19 protein-coding genes, 2 tRNA genes, 1 rRNA gene and 1 riboswitch are annotated in these 26,404 nt (G+C 56.2%); of the genes, 6 read left to right on the top strand and 16 right to left on the bottom strand.

Annotated features, from left to right (window positions below; translation table 11 throughout):
• Window positions 1-24: 24 nt before the first annotated feature.
• The 5 genes from NQ230_RS01040 to btuB form a co-directional block, all read right to left on the bottom strand.
• A tRNA-Ala gene (locus NQ230_RS01040) sits at window positions 25-100 on the bottom strand.
• A gap of 108 nt (window positions 101-208) precedes the next feature.
• Window positions 209-285, bottom strand: a tRNA-Ile gene (locus NQ230_RS01035).
• A 69-nt stretch (window positions 286-354) separates the two neighbouring features.
• Window positions 355-1,894 (bottom strand): 16S ribosomal RNA (locus NQ230_RS01030).
• A 381-nt stretch (window positions 1,895-2,275) separates the two neighbouring features.
• Complete coding sequence (gene murI / locus NQ230_RS01025) at window positions 2,276-3,127, bottom strand: glutamate racemase (RefSeq protein WP_159515127.1); 852 nt, start codon at window positions 3,125-3,127, stop codon at window positions 2,276-2,278.
• On the bottom strand, window positions 3,072-4,925 hold the full coding sequence (gene btuB, locus NQ230_RS01020) for a TonB-dependent vitamin B12 receptor BtuB (RefSeq protein WP_159515128.1): 1,854 nt from the start codon (window positions 4,923-4,925) through the stop codon (window positions 3,072-3,074). The genes murI and btuB overlap by 56 nt, the downstream gene beginning before the upstream one ends.
• A 66-nt stretch (window positions 4,926-4,991) precedes the next feature.
• Window positions 4,992-5,166: riboswitch (cobalamin riboswitch) on the bottom strand.
• Between the two features lie 104 nt (window positions 5,167-5,270).
• On the opposite strand from btuB, the gene trmA reads away from it, so the two are divergent.
• Window positions 5,271-6,371: a tRNA (uridine(54)-C5)-methyltransferase TrmA gene (gene trmA, locus NQ230_RS01015; RefSeq protein ID WP_257259606.1), complete on the top strand. Its 1,101-nt coding sequence runs from the start codon at window positions 5,271-5,273 to the stop codon at window positions 6,369-6,371.
• Window positions 6,372-6,461: 90 nt separating this feature from the next.
• Here trmA and NQ230_RS01010 read toward each other — a convergent pair whose 3' ends face one another.
• Together NQ230_RS01010 and fabR are read right to left on the bottom strand one after the other, a co-directional pair.
• Window positions 6,462-6,821 (bottom strand): YijD family membrane protein, encoded by a 360-nt coding sequence (locus NQ230_RS01010; RefSeq protein WP_008501783.1) that lies wholly within the window; start codon window positions 6,819-6,821, stop codon window positions 6,462-6,464.
• A 9-nt stretch (window positions 6,822-6,830) separates the two neighbouring features.
• Complete coding sequence (fabR, locus tag NQ230_RS01005) at window positions 6,831-7,469, bottom strand: HTH-type transcriptional repressor FabR (RefSeq protein WP_008501784.1); 639 nt, start codon at window positions 7,467-7,469, stop codon at window positions 6,831-6,833.
• 196 nt (window positions 7,470-7,665) lie between these two features.
• Between fabR and sthA the strand changes: the two genes are divergently transcribed.
• Window positions 7,666-9,066, top strand: a complete 1,401-nt coding sequence (sthA, locus tag NQ230_RS01000; protein WP_008501785.1) for a Si-specific NAD(P)(+) transhydrogenase — start codon at window positions 7,666-7,668, stop codon at window positions 9,064-9,066.
• Here sthA and oxyR read toward each other — a convergent pair.
• The 4 genes from oxyR to argC all read right to left on the bottom strand — a co-directional run bounded on the left by oxyR (window position 9,040) and on the right by argC (window position 13,529).
• Window positions 9,040-9,966, bottom strand: a complete 927-nt coding sequence (gene oxyR, locus NQ230_RS00995) for a DNA-binding transcriptional regulator OxyR (protein ID WP_023333839.1) — start codon at window positions 9,964-9,966, stop codon at window positions 9,040-9,042. The genes sthA and oxyR overlap by 27 nt on opposite strands.
• 327 nt (window positions 9,967-10,293) lie before the next feature.
• Window positions 10,294-11,667 (bottom strand): argininosuccinate lyase, encoded by a 1,374-nt coding sequence (argH, locus tag NQ230_RS00990; protein ID WP_121423299.1) that lies wholly within the window; start codon window positions 11,665-11,667, stop codon window positions 10,294-10,296.
• 74 nt (window positions 11,668-11,741) lie between these two features.
• Complete coding sequence (gene argB / locus NQ230_RS00985; protein WP_193942004.1) at window positions 11,742-12,518, bottom strand: acetylglutamate kinase; 777 nt, start codon at window positions 12,516-12,518, stop codon at window positions 11,742-11,744.
• A gap of 6 nt (window positions 12,519-12,524) precedes the next feature.
• Window positions 12,525-13,529: an N-acetyl-gamma-glutamyl-phosphate reductase gene (argC, locus tag NQ230_RS00980; protein WP_213822952.1), complete on the bottom strand. Its 1,005-nt coding sequence runs from the start codon at window positions 13,527-13,529 to the stop codon at window positions 12,525-12,527.
• 88 nt (window positions 13,530-13,617) lie between these two features.
• Here argC and argE point away from each other — a divergent pair, with 88 nt between their 5' ends.
• From argE to NQ230_RS00965, 3 genes are all read left to right on the top strand, one after another.
• On the top strand, window positions 13,618-14,769 hold the full coding sequence (gene argE / locus NQ230_RS00975; protein WP_008501790.1) for an acetylornithine deacetylase: 1,152 nt from the start codon (window positions 13,618-13,620) through the stop codon (window positions 14,767-14,769).
• Between the two features lie 271 nt (window positions 14,770-15,040).
• The gene (gene ppc / locus NQ230_RS00970; RefSeq protein ID WP_257259597.1) at window positions 15,041-17,692 is read left to right on the top strand and encodes a phosphoenolpyruvate carboxylase; all 2,652 of its coding nucleotides are present in this window, start codon (window positions 15,041-15,043) and stop codon (window positions 17,690-17,692) included.
• Between the two features lie 95 nt (window positions 17,693-17,787).
• The gene (locus tag NQ230_RS00965) at window positions 17,788-18,636 is read left to right on the top strand and encodes a helix-turn-helix transcriptional regulator (protein WP_257259595.1); all 849 of its coding nucleotides are present in this window, start codon (window positions 17,788-17,790) and stop codon (window positions 18,634-18,636) included.
• Here NQ230_RS00965 and NQ230_RS00960 read toward each other — a convergent pair.
• Genes NQ230_RS00960 through NQ230_RS00940 form a run of 5 tightly spaced genes read right to left on the bottom strand, consistent with a single transcriptional unit; the run spans window position 18,623 to window position 23,586 of the window.
• Complete coding sequence (locus tag NQ230_RS00960; RefSeq protein ID WP_121423294.1) at window positions 18,623-18,979, bottom strand: PTS fructose-like transporter subunit IIB; 357 nt, start codon at window positions 18,977-18,979, stop codon at window positions 18,623-18,625. The genes NQ230_RS00965 and NQ230_RS00960 overlap by 14 nt on opposite strands.
• Window positions 18,980-18,981: 2 nt before the next feature.
• Entirely contained in the window at window positions 18,982-19,857 is an 876-nt protein-coding gene (locus NQ230_RS00955) for a [formate-C-acetyltransferase]-activating enzyme (RefSeq protein WP_257259592.1), read from the bottom strand.
• Window positions 19,823-22,120, bottom strand: a complete 2,298-nt coding sequence (locus NQ230_RS00950; RefSeq protein WP_257259590.1) for a formate C-acetyltransferase — start codon at window positions 22,118-22,120, stop codon at window positions 19,823-19,825. Before NQ230_RS00950 ends, NQ230_RS00955 begins: the two co-directional genes overlap by 35 nt.
• 51 nt (window positions 22,121-22,171) lie before the next feature.
• A complete protein-coding gene (locus tag NQ230_RS00945) occupies window positions 22,172-22,492 on the bottom strand; it encodes a PTS fructose-like transporter subunit IIB (RefSeq protein ID WP_024909180.1) in 321 nt (106 codons plus the stop codon).
• A gap of 14 nt (window positions 22,493-22,506) precedes the next feature.
• On the bottom strand, window positions 22,507-23,586 hold the full coding sequence (locus NQ230_RS00940; RefSeq protein WP_257259589.1) for a PTS fructose transporter subunit EIIC: 1,080 nt from the start codon (window positions 23,584-23,586) through the stop codon (window positions 22,507-22,509).
• Window positions 23,587-23,891: 305 nt separating this feature from the next.
• Between NQ230_RS00940 and ptsP the strand changes: the two genes are divergently transcribed.
• The gene (ptsP, locus tag NQ230_RS00935) at window positions 23,892-26,393 is read left to right on the top strand and encodes a phosphoenolpyruvate--protein phosphotransferase (protein WP_257259588.1); all 2,502 of its coding nucleotides are present in this window, start codon (window positions 23,892-23,894) and stop codon (window positions 26,391-26,393) included.
• The last annotated feature ends 11 nt before the right edge of the window (window positions 26,394-26,404 follow it).

Here is a 26,404-nt window from a genome sequence, read left to right as displayed (position 1 = left end):
TTTTCTTGTGTTTGCAGTAAAAGATGGTGGAGCTATGCGGGATCGAACCGCAGACCTCCTGCGTGCAAAGCAGGCGCTCTCCCAGCTGAGCTATAGCCCCATCGTTTTGCCAACCTCTGTACCGGTAATTTTTGTTGAGGCAAGGCGTGGTGACACGAAGCATACTGAAGTATGTGAGTGTCGCCGCAACGCAGCATCAGCAAAAATTTGGTAGGCCTGAGTGGACTTGAACCACCGACCTCACCCTTATCAGGGGTGCGCTCTAACCACCTGAGCTACAAGCCTGCAGAGATTTTTACTGTTGTTTTTCATCAGACAATCTGTGTGAGCACTACAAAGGCAGGTTCTTTAAGGTAAGGAGGTGATCCAACCGCAGGTTCCCCTACGGTTACCTTGTTACGACTTCACCCCAGTCATGAATCACAAAGTGGTAAGCGCCCTCCCGAAGGTTAAGCTACCTACTTCTTTTGCAACCCACTCCCATGGTGTGACGGGCGGTGTGTACAAGGCCCGGGAACGTATTCACCGTAGCATTCTGATCTACGATTACTAGCGATTCCGACTTCATGGAGTCGAGTTGCAGACTCCAATCCGGACTACGACGCACTTTATGAGGTCCGCTTGCTCTCGCGAGGTCGCTTCTCTTTGTATGCGCCATTGTAGCACGTGTGTAGCCCTACTCGTAAGGGCCATGATGACTTGACGTCATCCCCACCTTCCTCCAGTTTATCACTGGCAGTCTCCTTTGAGTTCCCGGCCGGACCGCTGGCAACAAAGGATAAGGGTTGCGCTCGTTGCGGGACTTAACCCAACATTTCACAACACGAGCTGACGACAGCCATGCAGCACCTGTCTCAGAGTTCCCGAAGGCACCAAAGCATCTCTGCTAAGTTCTCTGGATGTCAAGAGTAGGTAAGGTTCTTCGCGTTGCATCGAATTAAACCACATGCTCCACCGCTTGTGCGGGCCCCCGTCAATTCATTTGAGTTTTAACCTTGCGGCCGTACTCCCCAGGCGGTCGACTTAACGCGTTAGCTCCGGAAGCCACGCCTCAAGGGCACAACCTCCAAGTCGACATCGTTTACGGCGTGGACTACCAGGGTATCTAATCCTGTTTGCTCCCCACGCTTTCGCACCTGAGCGTCAGTCTTTGTCCAGGGGGCCGCCTTCGCCACCGGTATTCCTCCAGATCTCTACGCATTTCACCGCTACACCTGGAATTCTACCCCCCTCTACAAGACTCTAGCCTGCCAGTTTCGAATGCAGTTCCCAGGTTGAGCCCGGGGATTTCACATCCGACTTGACAGACCGCCTGCGTGCGCTTTACGCCCAGTAATTCCGATTAACGCTTGCACCCTCCGTATTACCGCGGCTGCTGGCACGGAGTTAGCCGGTGCTTCTTCTGCGGGTAACGTCAATTGCTGAGGTTATTAACCTCAACACCTTCCTCCCCGCTGAAAGTACTTTACAACCCGAAGGCCTTCTTCATACACGCGGCATGGCTGCATCAGGCTTGCGCCCATTGTGCAATATTCCCCACTGCTGCCTCCCGTAGGAGTCTGGACCGTGTCTCAGTTCCAGTGTGGCTGGTCATCCTCTCAGACCAGCTAGGGATCGTCGCCTAGGTGAGCCGTTACCCCACCTACTAGCTAATCCCATCTGGGCACATCTGATGGCAAGAGGCCCGAAGGTCCCCCTCTTTGGTCTTGCGACGTTATGCGGTATTAGCTACCGTTTCCAGTAGTTATCCCCCTCCATCAGGCAGTTTCCCAGACATTACTCACCCGTCCGCCGCTCGTCACCCAGGAGCAAGCTCCCTGTGCTACCGCTCGACTTGCATGTGTTAGGCCTGCCGCCAGCGTTCAATCTGAGCCATGATCAAACTCTTCAATTTAAGTTTGATGCTCGTGAATTAAACTTCGTAATGAATTACGTATGTTCACTCAGAGACTTGGTATTCATTTTTCGTCCGAGGACGTTAAGAATCCATGTCACTTTGAGTGCCCACACAGATTGTCTGATAAATTGTTAAAGAGCAGTGCAACGCGGCTTTCGCTCACCGTTGCGAGGTCCCGTATATTACGTTTTCCTCATTCAGAGTCAAGTGATTATTTTCGCTTTTCTCTGCTGGCGTTCATCTCTGAACCCCGCTAACCCGGCGGCCTGTAAGCCGTTGTTCCGTGTCAGTGGAGGCGCATTATAGGGAGTTCTCAGACGTTGACAACCCCTCTTTTAAAAAAAACTTTCAACCGTCTCTTTTTTGCTCAAAACCGTGCTACAGCGACAGTTTTTCGAGCGTTTCAAAGCCATAACGGCGTAAAACGGGTAAAAGTTGCTCAGTCTCTTTCGTGATGGCCATACAAAACGCGATATTCGCATCGGTAGATTTCGCATCGGGTGCTTCGTGCTCCAGCAGCCAGGCCGTACGACGGGCGATAGCCGCACCGGAATCCACCAGGCGCGTTCCTTCCGGTAACACCTCTAACAGCTCTTCCTGTAATAGCGGGAAGTGGGTGCAGCCCAGCACAACGGTATCCGGGGGTTCGGGCATCCGCAGCCACGGACGAAGAATACGACGCAGCTCGTCGAGTGATACCGCCTTTCCATGCAGCTTAGCTTCAGCCATTTCCACCAGCTCAGCCGAACCCAGCATCGCAATCTGGCATTCGTTGGCAAAACGGTCGATCAGCTCGCGGGTATAAGGACGCTTTACCGTACCTCGCGTTGCCAGCAAACCCACAATGCCGTTCGCCGTCAGACGCGCGGCAGGCTTTATTGCAGGAACGACGCCCACAACCGGGAACGGGAATTTTTCACGCAGGGCGGGAAGAGAAACGGTGCTCGCCGTATTACAGGCGATGACGGCCAGCGCAAGGGGATAGCGCTTTTGTACCGCAGTGACGATTTCAACCACGCGCTCAACAATAAAATCTTCGCTCTTTTCCCCATACGGGAAAGCGACGTTATCGAAGGCATAGATGTAATGGAGATCCGGCAGAAGATGCCGAATCTCATCATAGACCGAAAGCCCACCGACGCCGGAATCAAACACCAGCACGGTGGGACGCGGATTAGAAGGTGTAGCTGCCAGACAAGGTGTATTCCCGTCCTGCAGTTTGGTAGCCATAAACTGTCTCGTAATCTTTATCGAACAGGTTGGCTATTTTACCACGAACTGTGAGATGTGAGGTGACAGGATACGAAACTGCGACATCCCAGAGACTGACACCGCCCATTTTCACGCGTTCTGACGAATAGGTGTCTGGATCAATCGCGACATCATAGCGTGTGCCCAGATAACGGTAGGCAAGGTTCCAGTCGAGATCCCATACCTGCCAGTCAAGCTGGTACTTAACCTGCTGCTTAGAACGGCGGGCCAGTACTTCATTGGTTTTTGCATTACGCGGGTCGACATAATCATAGGAAATCTGATGTCCGACCGGGCCAGTATCGAACTGTGCCGTCGCTTCCACACCTTTAATACGTGCTTCGTCAACGTTGTAGTAACGATACGTATGCGGATCGCTGCTAATAAGATTATCGATATCATTGCGATAACCGGTGATACGCCAGTTGACCGGTCCCGTCAGGCCTTCAAAGCCCCCTTCCCACTGCTTACTCTCCTCCGGTTTAAGATCCGGATTGCCGTAAGAAGCGCTGTGGATCTGGCTCATGGTCGGTGCTTTAAAAGCGGTACCGTAGGAGGCAATCACGCGATAGCCATCCACAAACTCCCACGCGGCGCTGGTTTGCCATGTTCCATGGTTACCAAAGTTGGAGTTGTCGTCATTACGCGCCGCCGCCTCCAGCGTCACGCTGCTGAACTGCTGCATCGCCGAAACAAACACACCGGTATTGCGTTGCTCGTAGCCTTTATCCAGGTAGCCCGTTCCGGCCTGCGTCTTCTGCTTTTGCCAGTCCAGACCTGCACCAATGTTGCCGTGACCGACTTCCACAGTGTTGAGCCATTGGGTGGTGTACTGCTTCACATCATCCATGGTGGCGGAATCAGCGTAACGCCCTTTCTTCGGATCATAGTTCTGATCTTTACTGCGACCGTAACCCGCCACCAGCTGTGACTGGAAAATTCCCTGGTTGTAACGCAGACCGGTATCCCAGTTCTGGCTGTAGAGCTGGCGAGTATCAGGTCGTCCATCCACCATAAAATTGGCGTCGTAGTGATCGTAACCGTCATACGCGGTGCGGTTGTCGTAACCAAAGCCACGGAAGAAGCCGCTCACGCTGTCGGTAATCTGCTGTTCCACGGAGCCGTACAGCGATTTACTCATAAAGCCATCGCGGTCAGGCTGGCGCGGCGCATCTTTTGCGGCGATGTCAAAACCACGGGTATAGGTGTAGTTACCCGCCATGGTGATTTTGGTTTTATCCAATACCTGCTGGAAAGCGCCGTCATAGGTCTGATAACCCTTAGAGCCGACACCCGCTGAGATCTCTGCACCCGGCTTGTCACGTCCGGTGATGATGTTAATCACGCCACCAATCGCGTCGGAGCCATACAGGGCCGAACGCGGGCCACGGATGTACTCAATACGCTGAATCAGCGAGGTCGGGATTTGGCTCAGATCGGGAACGTTGCTGATCCCGGCGTTATTCAAAGGAATACCGTCAATCAGCACCAGCACATGGCGAGATTCCGTTCCGCGAATAAAAGTTGAAGAGTTCGAGCCCATTCCACCGCTTTGCGCGATATCCACGCCAGGCAGACGCGACATGATTTCCACCACGCTCTTTGCCTGCCAGCGTTCAATATCTTCACGCGTTACGACGGACGTCGGCGCCAGAACAGTTTTTGCCGGTTGTTCAAAACGATTTGCCGTCACCACCAACGAGTCGGCGCTATCCTGCGCCCAGCCCGAAAATGCCGTGACGGACAACGCCGTCAACAGCGATACTTTTTTAATCATTGTTAAAGCATCCACAATATAAGAAGGATGCCGCAGGCCTCATCGATAGCACGCGATGATGAAACCAAATGCGACGTGATCCCGGCAGGTCTTCGGGCTAGGTGGCATATAAGGATGAAGACTTCCCATTTTCACAGTGTCTACAACGCTCATCCCGCCAGACTTTACCGCTGCGCGTCAGCTCCAGATTTACACTGGATTCCCTTTTCACTCTCAGGAGACCGGAAACAGAATGCTACAATTAGACACGTATGGATGTCCAGACAGCTATTGGCCATTAAATCTGGACATCCCCTGAACAATGCCTACAATCCCCGCGTAATTCTTTATCACTCAGGACGCATCATGACCCCAGAACACCTCCCGACAGAACAGTACGACGCGCAGCTGGCAGAGAAAGTCGTCCGCCTGCAAAGTATGATGACGCCTTTCAACGCGCCCGTTCCCGAGGTGTTCCGCTCTCCTGTCAGCCACTACCGCATGCGCGCCGAGTTCCGCATCTGGCACGACGGCGACGACCTGTACCACATCATTTTCGATCAGCAGACGAAGTCCCGTATCCGCGTGGACAGCTTTCCGGCAGCGAGCGAGCTCATTAACCAACTGATGACGCTGATGATGGACGGCGTGCGCAACAATCCGGTACTGCGTAACAAGCTGTTCCAGATTGACTACCTGACCACGCAAAGCAATCAGGCGATTGTCTCTCTGCTGTATCACAAAGCGCTTAACGACGAGTGGCGCGAGCAGGCGGAAGCGCTGCGCGATGGGCTGCGTGCGCAGAACATCAACGTTCACCTGATTGGCCGGGCGACCAAAACCAAAATCATGCTGGATCAGGACTACATCGACGAGCGCCTGCCGGTAGCGGGTAAAGAGATGGTGTATCGTCAGGTCGAGAACAGCTTCACCCAGCCGAACGCCGCGATGAACGTGCAGATGCTGGAGTGGGCGCTGAAGGCGACGGAAGGGTCAACGGGCGATCTGCTTGAGCTCTACTGCGGTAACGGCAACTTCTCGCTGGCGCTGGCGCGTAACTTCGATCGCGTGCTGGCAACGGAAATCGCCAAGCCGTCGGTGGCCGCCGCGCAGTACAACATTGCCGCCAACCATATCGACAACGTGCAGATCGTTCGTATGGCCGCAGAAGAGTTCACGCAGGCCATGAACGGCGTACGCCAGTTTAACCGCCTGGAAGGGATCGATCTGAAGAGCTACCAGTGTGAGACGATTTTTGTCGACCCGCCGCGCAGTGGCCTGGACAGCGAAACCGAGAAGATGGTGCAGGCGTACCCGCGCATTTTGTACATCTCCTGTAACCCGGAGACGCTGTGCAAGAACCTCGAAACATTAGGCCAGACGCACAAGGTTGAACGTCTGGCGCTGTTCGATCAGTTCCCGTATACGCATCATATGGAGTGCGGCGTACTGCTCACGGCGAAGTAATGTTGGGATTGTAGGGCAGGTAAGCGAAGCGCCACCTGCCAAAAAAGCCGGATGGCGCTTCGCTTATCCGGCCTACAATGACGAAACCCTTTACTCTGGTAACTGGCTCTTACGGCTACGCATGCGCGAGCCAATCCAGAACACCAGCGCCACAGACAGTACCGCAGGGAAGAAGTTAGAGCCGATATCCGGATATTCCGCGCGAACCACGGTGCTGTACAGCAATACGCCCAGAATAAAGCAGGCAGCGGCCAGCCCCGGTAACCCCACCGGCATGGTGCGGTTCAGGTAACGTTGATGCAGGCAGTAAACCGTCAGCACCAGCGCAATAAGCGGGAAAATCGAAAACGGCACGATTGAGCTAAAAATAGCGGCAAACGTACCATTAATGGATAAGCCAGCGATCAATGCCAGCAACAGCGTCCCTTTATCCTGACCTGACTGTTTCATTACTCACCTTCACTCTTCGGTTTGATGTGCCAGTTTCTCTTGTTCACGGCGATACCAGTAGTACGCGCCTTTGGAGATCATCCTGAGCTGCAATACCAGTCGCTCTTCGAGCTGCTTGCGTTGTTCAATGCTGACATCCAGCGCTTCGGCACCCGCGCTGAAAACAATCGTCACCATCGCCTCAGCCTGTGCTTCAGTAAACGCACGCGGCATATGGTTTTCGAGTTCAAGATAGTCGGCAAGTTCCGCGATGAAGTGCTGAATTTCACGCGCGACGGCGGCACGAAACGCCGCCGATGTCCCCGAACGCTCGCGCAGAAGAAGACGAAACGCGTTGGGGTTATTGCCGATAAATTCCATAAAGGTCGATACGGAGGTGCGGATCACGCTGCCCCCTTTTGCGATACGCTGACGTGCCTGGCGCATCAACTGGCGCAGCATCAGGCCGCTCTCGTCGACCATGGTCAGGCCCAGTTCATCCACATCACGGAAGTGACGATAGAAGGACGTTGGCGCAATCCCGGCCTCGCGTGCGACTTCACGCAGGCTCAAACTGGCAAAACTCCGCTCAGCACTCAGTTGACTGAATGCGGCTTCCACCAGCGAACGCCGGGTTTTCTCTTTTTGTTGTGCTCTTACGCCCATCACGATAGTTGAATCCTTCCAAAGGCCTGATGGCACTATACCAGAGAATAAAATTAATCTGTTTGCCTGGCTTTGTGAATGATTGTTTACGTGCGGTTTGTGCTCCACTGCCGGAAAAAAGCACAACGATAATTGGGTTACTCTGGCAATGATGTTATGATTCTGTTGCTTTTATGTATAAGAACAGGTAAGCCTTGCCATGCCACATTCCTACGATTACGACGCAATAGTTATTGGTTCCGGCCCCGGCGGCGAAGGTGCTGCTATGGGTCTGGTGAAACAGGGAGCCAGAGTAGCGGTCATCGAGCGCTACCATAATGTCGGCGGCGGTTGCACCCACTGGGGCACCATCCCTTCGAAAGCCCTCCGCCACGCCGTTAGCCGCATTATCGAATTTAACCAGAACCCTCTTTACAGCGACCACTCCCGACTTCTTCGTTCATCTTTTGCTGACATCCTGAATCACGCGGATACCGTTATTAACCAGCAGACGCGCATGCGTCAGGGGTTTTATGAGCGTAACCACTGTGAGATTTTGCAGGGCAACGCGCATTTTGTGGATGAACACACCCTGGCACTCGAATGCCACGACGGTTCGGTCGAAACCATCACGGCTGAAAAATTTGTGATTGCCTGCGGTTCACGCCCGTACCATCCCGCCGACGTGGACTTCTCGCACCCGCGCGTCTACGACAGCGACTCGATTCTGAGCCTGCACCATGAACCCCGCCACGTCATTATCTATGGCGCAGGGGTCATTGGCTGCGAATATGCGTCGATCTTCCGCGGAATGGACGTCAAAGTTGACCTGATCAACACCCGCGACCGCCTGCTGGCGTTCCTCGATCAGGAGATGTCAGATTCGCTCTCCTACCACTTCTGGAACAGCGGCGTGGTCATTCGCCACAACGAAGAGTACGAGAAAATCGAAGGCTGTGACGACGGGGTGATCATGCACCTGAAGTCCGGTAAAAAGCTGAAAGCAGACTGCCTGCTGTACGCCAACGGCCGTACCGGCAACACCGACTCACTGCAGCTGGAAAATATCGGGCTTGAAACCGACAGCCGCGGTCAGCTGAAGGTCAACAGCATGTATCAGACCGCCCTGCCGCACGTTTACGCGGTCGGCGACGTGATTGGTTACCCAAGCCTGGCATCAGCCGCTTACGACCAGGGACGTATTGCCGCACAGGCGCTGGTAAAAGGCGAAGCGACGGCGCATCTGATCGAAGATATTCCGACGGGCATCTATACCATCCCGGAAATCAGTTCAGTCGGCAAAACCGAGCAGCAGCTGACGTCAATGAAGGTGCCTTACGAGGTGGGTCGCGCGCAGTTTAAACATCTGGCGCGGGCGCAAATCGTGGGGATGAGCGTGGGGACGCTGAAGATCCTGTTCCACCGCGAGACGAAAGAGATCCTCGGCATTCACTGCTTTGGTGAACGCGCCGCGGAAATCATTCATATCGGCCAGGCGATAATGGAGCAGAAAGGTGGTGGTAACACCATTGAGTACTTCGTTAACACCACCTTTAACTACCCGACCATGGCGGAAGCCTATCGGGTCGCGGCACTAAACGGCCTGAACCGCCTGTTTTAACGCGCTGTCGAAATGGCCATCCATAGAACCACGGATGGCCTCTGCCAGCTGCTCATAGCGGCTGCGCAGCGGTGAACCCGGACGATACACCAGGCCGATAGTGCGACGCGGCTCCGGCTTGATGCACGGCAGATAGACCACGCCATCACGCTTACGCTCGCGCGGTACGGCCAGCGCAGGCAGCAGCGTGATGCCACTTCCCGCCGCAACCATATTACGCAGCGTTTCCAGACTGGTTGCGCGGAAATGGGTATCCTCATCCGCACCCGCTTCAAAGCAGAAGCCCATCGCCTGATCGCGCAGGCAGTGACCGTCTTCCAGCATCAGCAGCTTTTCGCCGGCCAGATCGGCCATCGGCACGCGATCGCGGTTCGCCCACGGGTGATCTTCATAAATCGCCAGCATCATCGGCTCGTCGAACAGCGGCACTTCAATAAACGCTTCGCTCTCTTTCACCAGCGCCAGAATGGCGCAGTCGAGCTTGCCGCTATCTAACTGCGCCAGCAGCTGATGGGTTTGCGCTTCATGCAGGTACATTTCGAGTTTCGGGAACGTCTGGTGCAGCATCGGAATGATGTGCGGCAACAGGTACGGGCCAACGGTTGGGATCAGGCCAATATGCAGCGGGCCGGACATCGCCTCCCCCTGCTGGCTTGCCATTTCCTTGAGCACTTTGACCTCGCGCAGCACGGTACGCGCCTGATCCACCAGCAGAAGACCTGCCTGTGTGAACAGAACCTTACGACTGGTGCGCTCCAGCAGCATCACGCCCAGCTCGTCTTCCAGCTTGCGGATCTGACCGCTCAGCGTGGGCTGGCTGACGTGGCAGGAATCTGCCGCGCGGCGAAAGTGACGATGCTCGGCTAACGCTACCAGGTATTCAAGATCACGAATATTCATTATTCATCCTCCGTCGCCACGATAGTTCATGGCGATAGATAGCATAGCAACGAACGATTATCCCTATCAAGCATTCTGTTGAATAATACACCACATAGACGAGGCGGCACGTGTTTGACCCTTGACGTCCCTGCACCGTCAGCGAGTTTCTCTCAAAACTCGAACAACTAAAGCCAACGTGAACTTTTGCGGACCCCGTGGTCCGCATTTTTTTTTGCGTAAAAAAGCCCGAGGTAAAAGCAAAATGGCAACCGAAGTTGCCATTTTTAGTGTTTGCTCCCTCTCCCCGTGGGAGAGGGCCGGGGTGAGGGCACCAGCCCGCACAAATCAAACCAACCGGTTTTTCGCATCCGCAATCGCCTGCGCCACCTGCTTCGGCGACACGCCGCCTTTTGCAGCACGCTTATCCAGGCAAGACTGCAGCGCCAGAATCGGATACACATCATCCCCGATAACCGCGCTGAACTTCTGCAGGTCGGCCAGCGACAGATCTTCCAGCGGTTTACCCTGACGAATGGCTTCCACTACCGCTTCACCCACAATATGGTGCGCTTCACGGAACGGTACGCCCTTCGCCACCAGATAATCCGCCAGTTCGGTAGAGTTCGCATAGCCCTGCTGTGCCGCTTCCTGACAGCGCGGACGTTTCACCTGAATGCCGTCCAGCACCAGCGCGCCCATATGCAGACAGTCCAGCCAGGTGTCGAGCGCGTCGAACAGCCCTTCTTTGTCTTCCTGCATGTCTTTGTTGTACGCCAGCGGCAGCCCTTTCAGGGTCATCATCATGCCGGTCAGCGCGCCCTGCACGCGGCCACATTTGCCGCGGATCAGCTCGAGCGCGTCCGGGTTTTTCTTCTGCGGCATCAGGGATGAGCCTGAGGTCACGCGGTCGGACAGCTCGACGAAGCCCGCTTCGCCAGAGTTAAAGAAGATCAGGTCTTCGGCAAAGCGCGACAGGTGCACCATCCCGATAGACGCATTGGAGAGCAGCTCCAGCACGTGGTCGCGGTCAGAGACGCTGTCCAGGCTGTTACGGGTGGCGGAGGCAAAGCCCAGCCAGCCTGCCAGCTGTTCGCGGTCGATTTCATACGCCGTACCGGCCAGCGCGCCGCTGCCCAACGGGCTGACGTCCAGACGTTTCAGGGTATCCTGCAAACGGCTTTCATCACGCGCCAGCATCTCAACGTAGGCCAGACACCAGTGCGCAAAGGTCACCGGCTGCGCGCGCTGCAGGTGGGTATAACCCGGCATCACCGCGTCCTGGTTGTTCTGCGCGGTTTCCACCAGCGCGCTCTGCAGCTGACGGTTGGCCGCCAGCAGTTCGCCGACGGTGTCTTTACACCACAGCTTCAGGTCGGTGGCGACCTGGTCGTTACGGCTGCGCCCGGTGTGCAGCTTTTTACCCAGCTGACCGACTTTGTCGATAAGCTTGCCTTCCACCCAGCTGTGAATATCTTCAGCATCGCTTTCGAGGATCTGCTGCGGGTTAAGACGCACCTCTTCCAGCAGATTGTTCAGCGCTTCTTCCAGCTGTAATTGTTCGTCTGCGGTCAGTACGCCCACCGTCACCAGCGCTTTGGACCAGGCCACAGAGCCGACAATATCCTGTTCGGCCAGGCGGTAGTCGAAGCGCAAAGAGTCGTTGAACTGTTTGAACCGCTGATCCGCTGCCTGTGTAAAACGCCCACCCCAAAGTGCCATAACATGCTTCCTTTATTCGTTAGTTCCGCCGGGTGGCGCTACGCTTACCCGGCCTACGGTCATTCAATAAAAAATTACGCTAAAATACGCGTGCCAATCGGCGTGCCGTTAAACAACGCCGGGAGCTGCTCCGCGTGACGCCAGGAGGCGATATCCACCGGACGGCCCAGCGTGCGTGCGGCATCCAGCGCGGCGTTCACTTTGACGATCATGCCGTCGGTAATAATGCCCTGAGCAATCAGCTGCTCGGCTTTCTCAGGCGTCATTTCCGCAATGCGCTGGCCTTTACCGTCCAGAATGCCGCTCACGTCGGAGAGCAGGATCAGATCCGCACCCAGCGTTGCCGCCAGTGCCGTCGCCGCCTGGTCAGCGTTGACGTTCATCAGCGCGCCCTCTTCGGTCACGCCGATAGAGCTCACCACCGGCAGGAAACCGCCTTCCAGCAGCGTGTTAATCAGCTTAGGCGAACCTGGCTGTGCCAGTCCAACGTGGCCGAGCTCTTCGTCGAGCTGGGTCACTTTTACGCTGTCGCCATCGCCCAGATAGAGGCCAACGGACGCGATGTGGTGTTTCTTCGCCCACGCCAGCAGCGTTTTGTTCGCCGTACCCGCCAGCGCGCCGGTAATGATGTCAATCTGGTCAGCAGGCGTCACGCGCAGGCCGTTTTTCTTTTTCACCGGCAGGTTGAGCCCTTTCATCAACTCATCCACCACGCAGCCGCCGCCGTGCACGATCACCAGCGGACGCTGGTGTGATTCGCGATAGTTCACCAGCGCGGTAAACAGACGCTCCAGCGCTTCTTCGCTGTCCAGCAGTACACCACCGAGTTTGATAATTAATGGGTTCATCATCACACCTTAAATAAGAGCCTGCGTTTCCGGGAAACCGAAACGAATATTTGCACACTGCATTGCTTGTGCGGCAGCGCCTTTGAGTAAGTTATCTTCCGCGGCGACCACAATCAGGTGCTCGCCCTGCACGGCAAAGCCGATGTCGCAGAACGGCAGGCCGACCACGTTTTTCAGCGCCGGCACGCCTTTGTCGTACAGGCGCACCAGCGGTTTATCCGCATACGCCTGGGTGAAGACCTCGTTCACCTGCTCTTTGCTCACGCCGGGCTTCAGGCGGCAGGTAATAGTTTCGAGGATCCCACGTGGGAAGCTGCCCAGGTGCGGGGTGAAAATCACCTCGGCGCCCAGATGGGTCGTGATTTCAGGGTGATGACGGTGGTTAAACACGCCATACGGCTGAAGGCTCACTTCGCAGAAGCTGTTAGAGATAGCGGCCTTCCGACCTGCTCCGCTCACGCCACTGGTGGCGTTGATCACCGGCCACTGGCTCAGATCCAGCAGCCCTGCGTCGATCAGCGGCTTCAGTGAAAGCTGCGCCGCCGTCGGGTAGCAGCCCGGCACGGCAATCAGGTCCGCTTCTTTCAGCTTGTCCGCGCTCCACTCCGCCAGGCCGTACACCGCTTTTTCAAGCAGATCCGGGTGCTGATGAGTGAAGCCGTAATATTTTTCGTAAAACGCGCCGTCGTTAACGCGGAACGCGCCGGAGAGGTCAAAGACCACGCAGCCGGCCGCCAGGAACTGCGGCGCCAGGTCGTGGCTGACCTCGTGCGCGGTGGCTAAAAACACCACGTCGACGCCGTCGGTAAACTCGCTGATGTCAGACATTGGCTGCAGCGGCAGATCGACAATGCCCCTAAGTTGCGGATGCAAATCGGAAATTAACTTTCCTGCATCATTGCTTTGCGCTGACACGGTCAAAGCGGTTATGGTCATATGTGGATGGCGATTCACGTAGCTTACAAGCTCTGCGCCCGCATAACCGCTAGCGCCTACAATCAGCGTATTCAACATCGGGTTCCTTTATGCTCAACGTTAATGTATTTTTATTCACATTTATTGCATGAATATTGATACTATCACGACCTAAGGTGTGTCAACAATGAAAATGAACTTACCGCCATTTATCGAGATCTACCGCGCCCTGATTGCCACACCGTCCATCAGCGCAACGGAAGAAGCGCTGGATCAGAGCAATGAGTCTTTAATCAATCTGCTGGCGGGTTGGTTTAGCGATCTTGGGTTTAACGTTGAGGTTCAGCCCGTCCCCGGAACACGCCACAAATTTAACCTGCTTGCCAGCACCGGAACCGGTGCGGGCGGCCTGCTGCTGGCCGGTCATACCGACACAGTGCCCTTTGACGATGGCCGCTGGACGCGCGATCCGTTCACCCTGACCGAGCACGACAACAAGCTTTACGGGCTGGGCACCGCCGATATGAAAGGCTTCTTCGCCTTTATCCTCGACGCGCTGCGTGACGTGGACGTGACGAAGCTGAAAAAACCGCTCTACATTCTGGCGACCGCCGATGAAGAGACCAGCATGGCGGGCGCGCGCTACTTCTCTGAAAACACCTCGATCCGCCCGGACTGCGCGATCATCGGTGAGCCGACTTCTCTGCAGCCGATCCGCGCGCACAAAGGCCATATTTCTACCGCCGTGCGCGTGCTGGGCCAGTCCGGCCACTCCAGCGATCCGGCGCGCGGCGTGAACGCCATCGAGCTGATGCATGACGCCATCGGCCGCATCATGACCCTGCGCGACGATCTGAAAGAACGTTATCACTACGAGGCGTTCACCGTGCCGTATCCGACGCTAAACCTCGGCAGCCTGCACGGCGGTGATGCCTCCAACCGCATCTGCGCCTGCTGCGAACTGCATATGGACATCCGCCCGCTGCCGGGCATGACCCTGAGCGATCTCGACGGCCTGCTGAATGAAGCGCTGGCCCCGGTGAGCGAGCGCTGGCCGGGCCGCCTGACGGTCTCCGAACTGCATCCGCCGATCCCGGGTTACGAATGCCCGCCGGACCATCAGCTGGTTGAAGTGGTGGAAAAACTGCTCGGTGAGAAAACCGACGTGGTGAACTACTGCACCGAAGCGCCGTTTATTCAGACGCTTTGCCCAACGCTGGTCCTTGGCCCTGGCTCCATCAACCAGGCGCACCAGCCGGATGAATATCTGGAAACCCGCTTCATCAAGCCCACCCGCGAACTGATTACCCAGGTTGTGCATCACTTCTGCTGGCATTAAAACCGCACCGAAGAGTCCCCTCTCCCTGTGGGAGAGGGTTAGGGTGAGGGCAACAAATCGCATGATCTCCGTCACATTCCCATAAGCATCTCTTATCTGACGCAATGCGAATTAAATTTCGTAAATTGCCCGCATTTATTCGTTTGCTGAACCGTTTTCGCAGCAATTGACGACGGGGGTTTTACGTGGCTTTATAAAGGGAGATGACAAAATAATGTCCAGAAGATTTTCGCCTGGGCATAAACAAAAATGATGGGGTGACTGGGTTTTTATGAACGAACAATATTCCGCGTTGCGTAGTAATGTCAGTATGCTCGGCAAAGTGCTTGGAGATACCATCAAAGATGCGTTGGGGGAGAACATCCTTGACCGCGTTGAAACCATCCGCAAGCTGTCTAAATCTTCCCGTGCCGGTAACGAGGCCAGTCGTCAGGAGCTGCTCACCACCTTGCAGAACCTCTCTAACGATGAGCTGCTGCCCGTTGCACGCGCATTCAGCCAGTTCCTGAATCTGGCAAATACCGCTGAGCAATACCACAGCATTTCGCCAAACGGCGAAGCGGCCAGCAACCCGGAAGTCATTGCCCGCACCCTTCGTAAACTGAAAGACCAGCCAGACCTCAACGAAGCCACCATCAAAAAAGCGGTGGAGTCGCTTTCGCTGGAGCTGGTGCTGACCGCACACCCAACCGAAATTACCCGTCGCACCCTGATCCACAAAATGGTGGAAGTGAACAACTGTCTGAAGCAGTTGGATAACAAAGACATTGCCGACTACGAACGCAACCAGCTGATGCGCCGTCTGCGCCAGCTGATTGCCCAGTCCTGGCACACCGATGAAATTCGTAAGCATCGCCCAAGCCCGGTCGACGAAGCCAAATGGGGCTTTGCGGTGGTGGAAAACAGCCTGTGGGAAGGGGTGCCTAACTACCTGCGCGAGCTGAACGAACAGCTGGAAGAGAACCTCGGTTACCGCCTGCCGGTCGACTTTGTTCCGGTGCGCTTCACCTCCTGGATGGGCGGCGACCGCGACGGTAATCCGAACGTGACCGCGGAAATCACCCGTCATGTCCTGCTGCTGAGCCGCTGGAAAGCGACCGACCTGTTCCTGAAAGACATTCAGGTGCTGATCTCCGAGCTGTCGATGGTTGAGGCAACGCCGGAACTGCGCGCGCTGGCCGGGGAAGAAGGTGCCAGCGAGCCGTACCGTTTCCTGATGAAAAAACTGCGTGGTCAGCTGATGGCCACTCAGGCCTGGCTGGAAGCGCGTCTGAAAGGTCAGCGCCTGCCAAAACCGGAAGGCCTGCTCAGCCAGAACGAACAGCTCTGGGAGCCGCTCTACGCCTGCTATAAATCACTGCAGGCCTGCGGGATGGGCATCATCGCTAACGGCGAACTGCTCGACACCCTGCGCCGCGTGAAGTGTTTCGGCGTGCCGCTGGTGCGTATCGACGTCCGTCAGGAAAGTACCCGTCATACCGAAGCGCTGGGCGAGCTGACCCGCTATCTCGGCATCGGCGATTATGAAAGCTGGTCCGAAGCCGACAAACAGGCCTTCCTGATCCGCGAGCTGAACTCGAAGCGCCCTCTGCTGCCGCGCAACTGGGAGCCAAGCAACGAAACCCGCGAAGTGCTCAACACCTGTAAAGCGATCGTGGATGCGCCGAAAGGATCGGTGGCCGCCTATGTGATCTCCATGGCGAAGACCCCGTCCGACGTGTTGGGCGTTCATCTGCTGCTGAAAGAAGCGGGAATCGACTACGCTCTGCCGGTCGCCCCGCTGTTTGAGACCCTCGACGACCTGAACAATGCCAACGACGTCATGAGCCAGCTGTTGAATATCGACTGGTACCGCGGCTTTATTCAGGGCAAACAGATGGTGATGATTGGCTATTCCGACTCCGCTAAAGATGCGGGCGTGATGGCGGCATCCTGGGCGCAGTATCAGGCGCAGGACGCACTGATCAAAACCTGCGAGAAAGCCGGTATTGAACTGACCCTGTTCCACGGACGCGGTGGTTCAATTGGCCGTGGCGGCGCACCGGCACACGCAGCGCTGCTGTCGCAGCCGCCGGGAAGCCTGAAAGGCGGCCTGCGCGTCACCGAGCAGGGCGAGATGATCCGCTTCAAATACGGCCTGCCGGAAGTGACCATCAGCAGCCTGTCGCTCTATACCAGCGCGATCCTGGAAGCAAACCTGCTGCCGCCGCCGGAGCCAAAAGTATCCTGGTGCCATATCATGGACGAACTGTCCGATATCTCCTGCGATCTGTACCGCGGCTACGTGCGTGAAAACAAAGATTTCGTCCCTTACTTCCGCTCGGCCACGCCTGAGCAGGAGCTGGGTAAACTGCCGCTGGGCTCACGTCCTGCGAAGCGTCGCCCAACCGGTGGCGTAGAGTCTCTGCGCGCGATCCCGTGGATCTTCGCCTGGACGCAGAACCGCCTGATGCTGCCCGCCTGGCTGGGTGCCGGCGCCGCGCTGCAAAAAGTGGTGGAAGACGGCAAACAGAACGAACTGGAATCCATGTGCCGCGACTGGCCGTTCTTCTCTACCCGTCTGGGTATGCTGGAGATGGTCTTCTCGAAAGCTGACCTGTGGCTGGCGGAATACTACGACCAGCGTCTGGTGAAACCAGAGCTGTGGGCGCTGGGTAAAGAGCTGCGCGAACTGCTGGAAGGCGACATCAAGGTGGTGCTGGACATCGCTAACGACTCACATCTGATGGCGGACCTGCCGTGGATTGCAGAGTCTATCCAGCTGCGTAACATCTACACCGACCCGCTGAACGTTCTGCAGGCAGAGCTGCTGCACCGTTCGCGTCTGGCGGAAGAGGAAGGTAAAGAGCCGGATCCGCGCGTTGAACAGGCGCTGATGGTGACGATTGCGGGCGTTGCGGCGGGTATGCGTAACACCGGCTAATGCTTTACGCCCGGCGGCGCTGCGCTTGCACGGGCCTACGTTAAGTAGGCCGGGTAAGCGTTAGCGCCACCCGGCAATATCCTGGTATCCACACCATGCACCACGACATCACTCATATCCTGACTGACCTGATCAACGGCACAACGCCGCTGCGTCAGGTGCATTTTGCAAACCCTGCGACCTCCGCCCCCGAATTTGCCTTGCAGGTCGATTTTCCGCGTCTGGAGATGGTGATCGAAGGTTCGATGAAAGACCTGGCTGACTGCGTTTTACATCAGGGTGATGTTTTATACGTCCCGGCTGGCGGCTGGAATAATCCACAATGGCAAGCCCCCGCAACCACGCTGAGCATCCTGTTTGGTAAACAGCAGCTTGGGTTTAGCCTTTTGCACTGGGATGGTGTAGACGTTCGTAACCTGGCGAAGCAGCACGTTGCCCGCCGCGGTCCGCGCATTGGATCGCTACTCTTACAAACGCTCCATGAAATGCAGATGCAACCGCACGAGCAGCAAACCGCGCGGCTGATTATCGCCAGCCTGCTTAGCCACTGCGTCGACCTGCTGGGGAGTCAGATCCAAACCGCCTCCCGCAGTCAGGCTCTCTTTGAAGCGATTCGGGTCTATATTGACGAACACTACGCCACTCCGCTTACCCGGGAATCCGTCGCGCAGGCGTTTTATATCTCCCCAAACTACCTGTCGCATCTGTTCCAGAAAACGGGCGCTGTGGGTTTCAATGAATACCTGACGCATACCCGGCTGGAACACGCGCGCCAGCTGTTGAAAGGGTATGATTTAAAAGTGAAAGAGGTGGCGCATGCCTGCGGATTTGTCGACAGCAACTATTTCTGCCGGTTATTTCGCAAGAACACGGAGCGTTCGCCGTCAGAGTACCGTCGCCAGTATCACAGCCAGCTCACCGGGAAGGCCGCTAGTCCAGAATGACCTGAGTATGCTGCGGAGCGGATAGCATTTTACGCACCGCGCCCATCACCTTTTGTGGGTCACGTAAAAAGGCGTTAATACCGCACTTCACGTAGCGCGTATGCTCGAAACGTTCACTGCCCGCCAGTTCGATATCAGTAATGAGCAATACGACATCTGCACGCTGAATGTCCTCTTCCGTAAGCTCGCTCTCAACGCCCAGCGCTCCCTGCGTCTCGATGTTAACGCTCCACTTCTCCTGCTGGCAGAGCTTTTCCAGCCGTTCGGCAGCCATATAGGTATGTGCGACGCCACTGACGCACGCGGTCACCGCCACCAGATGACGTCCCGTTATCACTGTCATGTTCAGCCTCCCAGAGTAACAATGAAACCTTCGCGCTCGGCCAGTAGACGCATCGCTAGCACCTCATCTTCTGTCGGCGGGCTCGCTTGCCGCATTCCCCACTCCTGTCCTAGCAGACGGTATTTTGGCTCCCCATACTGATGGAAGGGCAATAAATGCAGCTGCCGTATTCCTGAAGGTAGCAGGAAAGCCAGCACGCGCGCCATGTTCGTTTCGTTAAGCGTATAGCCAGGAATAAGCGGGACACGGGGAATCACGTTTATCCCGTCAGCCACCAGCTGGCGGAAATTATCCAGCACTCTGGGAAGATTCATTGCCACAATTGATTGGGCCAGCGCCGTGTCCATGATCTTCAAATCAAACAGCACTTCATCACACTGGCGGGCCAGCGGCATGAGTCGGGACAACGGCGCATCGCCTGCCGTTTCGATGGCCGTATGCACGCCGAAACGACGCAGCCTCTGTAGAAGCTGTGTCGCGAAAGGCGCCTGCAGCAACACTTCCCCGCCCGAAAGCGTCACCCCGCCTCCCGAGGAACGAAAGAAGACATCGTCTTTCATTACCTCGTTTTCCAGCTCATCCAGGGTCACATCGCGCCCGATGTGCTCGAACGCGCCGGAGGGACACTCCTCAGCGTCCCGCAGGCAGGGAGCACAGCGCAGACATTTACTCTCCCGACGCACCGTCTCGATTTTCGGCGAGATCGACTCCGGATTCGCGCACCACGGACAGCGGTGAGGGCAGCCTTTAAAAAAAACCACCGTACGGATGCCGCGTCCGTCGTTCAATGAGTAGCGCTGGATGTTGAAAATACGCGCCACATCGGCCCGCGTTTCAACCACGTCACAGCTGATGCGCTGTGCGGCGGATAATGTCATCCTGGATCTCCTTCGATAACTCAACAAAGAAGGCGCTGTATCCGGCAACGCGTACCACCAGCCCGGCAAAATCCTGTGGACGCTGTTGCGCTTCACGCAATGTGTCCGCATTCACCACGTTGAACTGGATATGCTGCAACTTAAGCTGGGTGAAGGCGCGAAGGAAATCCGCCAGCTTTTGCAGCCCGGCATCGCCTTCCAGCGTCGCTGGGGTGAATTTAACGTTTAGCAGCGTACCGTTAGATAACAGATAGTTATCCAGCTTACTTACCGATTTCAGTACCGCCGTCGGGCCCTGCATATCTTGCCCCAGCATCGGCGAGAGCCCACCGTCTGCCAGTTGCTCCCCGGCAAAACGGCCATCGGGCGTTGCCCCCACCACCGCCCCCAGCGGTACGTGTGCCGATACGGTATAAGAACCGGGCGTGAACTGCCCGCCGCGCGGGTTCCGGTATTTTTCGACCTCTTTACAGTAGTGGCGCAGCAGTTCAGCGCTGATGTTGTCGACATCATCGATATCATTGCCGTATTTTTCGAAGCGATTGATCAACCGGGCGCGGATTTTTTTGCCCTCAGGCGTGGCAAAGTTAGCGTTTAACACGGCTAACAGCTCGTCAAAACTTAAGCGCTGCTGTTCAAAGACCAGCCCTTTCAGGGCATGCAGCGAGTCGCTCAGATTCGCTATCCCGATCCCCTGCACGCCGGAAAAGTTATAGCGTGCGCCACCGTCGGTAATGTCTTTTCCCGCTTCCAGACAATCGCTGATAAAAGAAGAGAGCAACGGCACCGGAGCCCAGTCACGATGGCCGATATCGCAGATATTGCTCCCCTCGACCATCAGCGCAATGTAGTGATTAATTTTGGCGCGAATATGCCCCAGCAACCCTTCATAACTCAGCCCTGCGTTGCCTTCGTTCTCCTGCATCGCGATTTCCATCACCTTCAGCAGGTTAAACATCGCGATATCGTGCAGACCGTAGGTTTTCCCCGGAATCGACAGCTCTACACAGCCAACCACCGCGTAGTCGCGGGCATCTTCCAGCGACACACCCCGATTGAGGAAGGCAGGCACCACCACTTCATCATTGAAGATCTGCGGGATGCCGGTACCCAGGCGGATCGTCTCCGCCGTTTTTAGCAGGAAAGGCCGGTCGATAAGTTCGTTAACCCGCACGCCGAGGTTAGGTTGAGGAAGCTGAACGCTCTGGTAAGCATCCAGACACAGGAAGGAAAGCACGTTGACCGCGCTACGCCCGCTCTCCGTCAGGCCGCCCAATAGTGCGGTATAGCCTGTCGGGAACCCGGCAAAATAGCGGGCGCTGCTGGTCGAGCGTAAAAGCACCACGTCATTGCACTTCACCCACAGCGATTCCAGAATCTCTTTCAGGAACGCGGGATCTTCGCCTTGTGAGAGCGAGGCCTGATAAAAGGGCAGCATGTACTGGTCAAAGCGCCCGATAGAGAGCGAGCTGGCGTTGGATTCATACTGCAAAATGACGTTCATGTACCAGAACAGCTGACACGCCTGCCAGAACGTTTGTGGCTTATGCTGCGCGTTGTGGCGCGAGATTTCTGCCATCTTCCGTAATTCTTCACGCCGTGAAGCGTCATCACAGACGGTTGCAAGCGTTTCAGCCAGCGCGGCGTAGCGCAGAATATGACGCTGGGACGCTTCAAGCAGAATCAGCGCTGCGGCATAAAACGTGTTCTGCGCATCGCGGGCGCAGTGTTCGCGCAATTCCTCCACCAGCGCACCCAGGCCGTTATTGAGCAGGCGCGGATAATCAATAATGATATGCCCCTGCCCTTTGTCCGTCTGGTTGACGCTGAAAATTTGCGTCCCCACAGCGGCTTTCACCTCATCCGTCATCTGGCTGTTGATGAAATCCTTCATCGACCGTTTTTCCCAGTAGGGATACAGCACGTCACGGTAGGTCTGCTTGTCCTCATCGCTGATGTCAAAGCGGTCCTGCGGACGCGTGGAAAACTGGTCCAACTCCTTAAGCAGCCAGTACGGATCCATCTCAGGCGACATGATGCCCGCACGCGGTTTAACGGTCCGGTTTCCGGCAATTAGTTCCTCCTCACGAATCGCGATGTTCACATGGTCAAGAATGTACGCCGTGGCTTTTGCACGCCTGAGGATAACCGGCTCACCTTCCGTCTGCTGATGGCTGGCGGTATAGAGCAAAGCACGCTCAAGCGAGATTTCACGTGGGCTGGCAAAAAGTGCGTCTTTCAAACGTTGGGTACGATTCGTCATGAGGGAACTCCTGTAACGGAAAACAAGCCCGCCCCGAAGGGCGGGAGAACGTCAGGCGGTTTGCGCCAGGTGGGCATCAATCTTGTTCATGATGGCGTCGGCGCGTTTTACCGCGTCGCTAATGTTGACGCGCACGATGGTTTTCCCGGTAAAACGTTCTTCAAACTTGATGCCGATATCTTTGGTCAGGATCACCATATCCGCTGCGGCGATATCCTCAGCATTCAGCTCGTTCTCAAGACCAATCGACCCCTGCGTTTCAACCTTCACTTCCCAGCCTTTGGCTTTCGCGGCGCTTTCCAGCGCTTCGGCCGCCATGTAGGTATGGGCAACGCCTGACGGGCATGCTGTTACTGCGATAATTCGGGCCATGTTCTCTTCCTCACTCAGTTAATTTCGAAATCCAGATCCAGGTCGTCCTCTTTTTCATCGACCGGTTTTGCATTCTTGCGGGCAATACTCTTCAGCACGTTGACGCTAAGGGCCGTCACCACAGCCCCTACGGCGACCGCCGCGATGTAGCCCAGTTTGCCCTCCACCACAGGGAGAACGATGAGCCCGCCCCAGCCGGCATAACACTGCGCGCCCATCACGGCAGCCGTCACTGCGCCACATGCCGATCCCAGCATGATGGAGGGAATGACACGCAGAGGGTCAGCAGCGGCGAACGGAATGGCCCCTTCGGTGACCCCTACGCAGCCCATCACTAATGCAGCCTTTCCCGCTTCACGCTCTTCACCGGTAAAATTCTTGCGATTAATCAGCGTCGCCAGGCCTAATCCCAGCGGTGGAACGCAGATGCCTACCGCCGCAATCGCCACCACGGTGTAGACGCCCTGAGCAACGCAGATCAGCATGAAGGCATAGGCGACTTTATTAATCGGGCCGCCCATGTCGAAGGCCAGCATCAACCCAATGATGATGGCCAACACGACGATGCTGCCCTGCTGCATTCCTTGCAGCCACTGGGTTAAGCCCGTCGTCAACGCACCAACTGGTTCACCCAGACCCCACATCATGATGCCCGCGGTAACAAAGGTGCCGATGATAGGGATGATGAAGATAGGCATGACGGAGCGCAGGACTTTCGGGACCGGCAGTTTTTTCAGATACCAGACCACAATCCCGCCGAGGATCCCGGCAATAATGGCGCCGAAGAACCCCGCACCGAAGCTGTTACCGACCCACGCGGCAATAGCGCAGGGAGCAAGCGCTGCACGTTCGGCAATGGAGTAGCCAATATAGGCGGCCAGGAAAGGCACCATCAGCGTTAACCCCGCCACGCCGATATCGAATAGCTTTTTGAGGTTGGGATCGGTTACGGCATCCGGTACCGCGCCCTTGCCGTACAGCATGACCGAAACCGCCAGCAAAATACCGCCCGCGACCACGAACGGGATCATGTGCGACACCCCGGTCATCAGATGCTGCCGCGTGTTCTTGAGAATATGCACCAACTCTTTCATATGTCGCTCCTGGCCTAAAACCATAAAGATGTTGTGGCAAACAATAGGCAATCAGGAAGACGGCGGACAGGAGACAAAAAGGCCATTTACTGGATTTTTGTAATATCGAAATAAAAATGCGATCTGCCTCGATATTTCTGATAGACGCTACGCTTAAGACAAACCACCACAACCTGTGAGTTAAATCTCACTTTTCACCTGATATTACATTTGTCCAGCTTTTGGCAGATTTGTCACATGGCGTGCGCCATCAACACACTCGTATGCTGTTCCCCAATGAATGATGATTGGTTTCAGGAGTGTGTATGGCTCTGGTAGTGGAATTTACCTGTGAATTGCCCAACGGGGTGCACGCGCGTCCGGCAAGTCATGTGGAGACGCTGTGCAATACGTTTATCTCACAGATCGAGTGGCATAACCTGCGCACTGACCGCAAAGGAAATGCCAAGAGCGCACTGGCACTTATTGGCACCGACACGCTGGCAGGCGACGCCTGTCGACTGGTGATCCAAGGCGAAGATGAGCAGAGCGCCCATCAACAGCTGGAACAGTGGCTCCGGGAAGAGTTTCCACACTGTGATGCGCCGCTCGCAGAAGACATCAATATTGAGCGCGATCCGCTGCCAGAATCCCTCTCGCGCCTTAACCCAACGCTTTTCCGCGCCCTGCCCGTTTGCAGCGGTAGCGCCCGGGGCGTGTTAACCTTGCTGACCTTGCTGGATCTCAATGCACTGACGGATTTGCCCGATGCAAAAAGCCCAGAAGAGGAGCAGTCCGCGCTGGATAACGGCCTCATCCTGCTGGTGAAAAACATTGAGCTTCGCGCGCTGGACAGCGACAGCACCGCCGGCGCCATTCTTGAGGCACATCGATCGCTCGCGACGGATACCTCTTTACGCCAGCATCTGCTTGCGGGCTTGAGCCAGGGGCTAAGCTGCGCGCAAGCGACAATCGCCACAGCCAACCATTTCTGCGATACGTTCTCTCGTTCCAGCAGCAGCTATCTGCAGGAACGCGTGCTGGATGTGCGCGATGTCTGCTATCAACTTTTACAACAGATTTATGGTGAACAACGCTTCCCGGCACCGGGACAGCTAACTCAGCAGAGCGTTTGTCTGGCGGATGATCTTACGCCCGGCCAATTCCTGGAACTCGATAAAACCTTACTTAAGGGGCTGCTGTTAAAAAGCGGCGGAACAACCTCGCACACCGTCATTCTTGCACGTTCCTTTAATATTCCGACGCTGGTGGGCGTTGACAGTGAAAGCCTGCTGCTGTGGCGCAATAAACCCGTATTTATTGATGGCAATGCCGGTGCGGTCGTGGTCAACGCCAGCGATGCGGTAGCGCGCTACTACCGCCAGGAAGCACGGGTACAACAGGCACTACGCGAGCAGCAGCGTATCTGGCTCGATCGGGAAGCCAGAACCGCCGATGGCTTGCGCATTGAGATTGCTGCGAACATCGCCCACGCGGTGGAAGCGCAGGCGGCATTCGGTAACGGCGCCGAGGGCGTTGGCCTGTTCCGCACCGAAATGCTGTATATGGACCGCAGCAGCGCGCCCGGTGAAAACGAGCTGTACAACATTTTCTGTCAGGCGCTGGAAAGTGCAAACGGGCGCAGCATTATCGTGCGCACCATGGATATTGGCGGCGATAAGCCGGTGGAATACCTGAATATCCCGGCGGAAAATAACCCGTTCCTCGGCTACCGCGCCGTACGTATTTACGAAGAGTATGCAGCCCTTTTCATCACCCAGCTTCGGGCGATCCTGCGTGCCTCTGCTCACGGCAGCCTGAAGATCATGATCCCGATGATCTCCTCTATGGAAGAGATCCTGTGGGTGAAAGAGAAACTTGCCGAAGCGAAACAGCAGCTTCGCGCTGAACATATTCCGTTCGATGAAAAAATCCCGCTCGGCATCATGCTGGAAGTGCCTTCGGTGATGTTCATCATCGATCAGTGCTGTGAAGAGATTGATTTCTTTAGCATCGGCAGCAATGACCTGACGCAGTATCTGCTGGCCGTCGACCGCGACAACGCCAAAGTCACACGCCACTACAACAGCCTGAACCCGGCCTTCCTGAGGGCGCTGGATTATGCGGTACAGGCCGTCCATCGCCAGGGGAAATGGATTGGCCTGTGCGGCGAGCTGGGCGCAAAAGGTTCAGTGCTGCCGCTGCTGGTGGGGCTGGGACTGGACGAGCTGAGCATGGGGTCGCCCGCCATTCCGGCAACCAAGGCGCGCCTGGCACAGCTTGATAGCCGCGCCTGCCGCCAGCTGCTGAACCAGGCCATGGCGTGTCGCACCTCGCTTGAAGTGGAACACCTGCTGGCGCAGTTCCGCATGAATCAGCAGGACACGCCGCTGGTGACGCCACGCTGTATTTCGCTGGATAACGACTGGAACAGTAAAGAAGAGGTCATGAAAGGGATGACCGATAACCTGCTGCTCGCCGGACGTTGCCGCTACCCCCGCAAGCTGGAGGCCGATCTGTGGGCGCGCGAAGCCGTTTTCTCTACCGGACTTGGCTTCAGCTTCGCCATTCCGCACAGCAAGTCTGAGCATATTGAGCAATCCACCATCAGCGTTGCGCGCCTGAAATCCCCCGTCATGTGGGGAGATGAAGAAGCACAGTTCATCATCATGCTGACGCTGAACAAACACGCCGCGGGCGACCAGCATATGCGTATTTTCTCCCGCCTGGCCCGCCGCATCATGCATGACGATTTCCGCAGCGCGCTGGTCAACGCCAGCTCAGAAGAGGCCATCGCCTCCCTGCTGCAACACGAATTAGAACTCTGAAACGAGGAAGA

The organism is Enterobacter asburiae, from assembly GCF_024599655.1.
GTDB lineage: Bacteria > Pseudomonadota > Gammaproteobacteria > Enterobacterales > Enterobacteriaceae > Enterobacter > Enterobacter asburiae_D.
The sequence above is the reverse complement of the archived record's forward strand: the minus strand, read 5'-3'. Positions and strand labels throughout refer to the sequence as shown.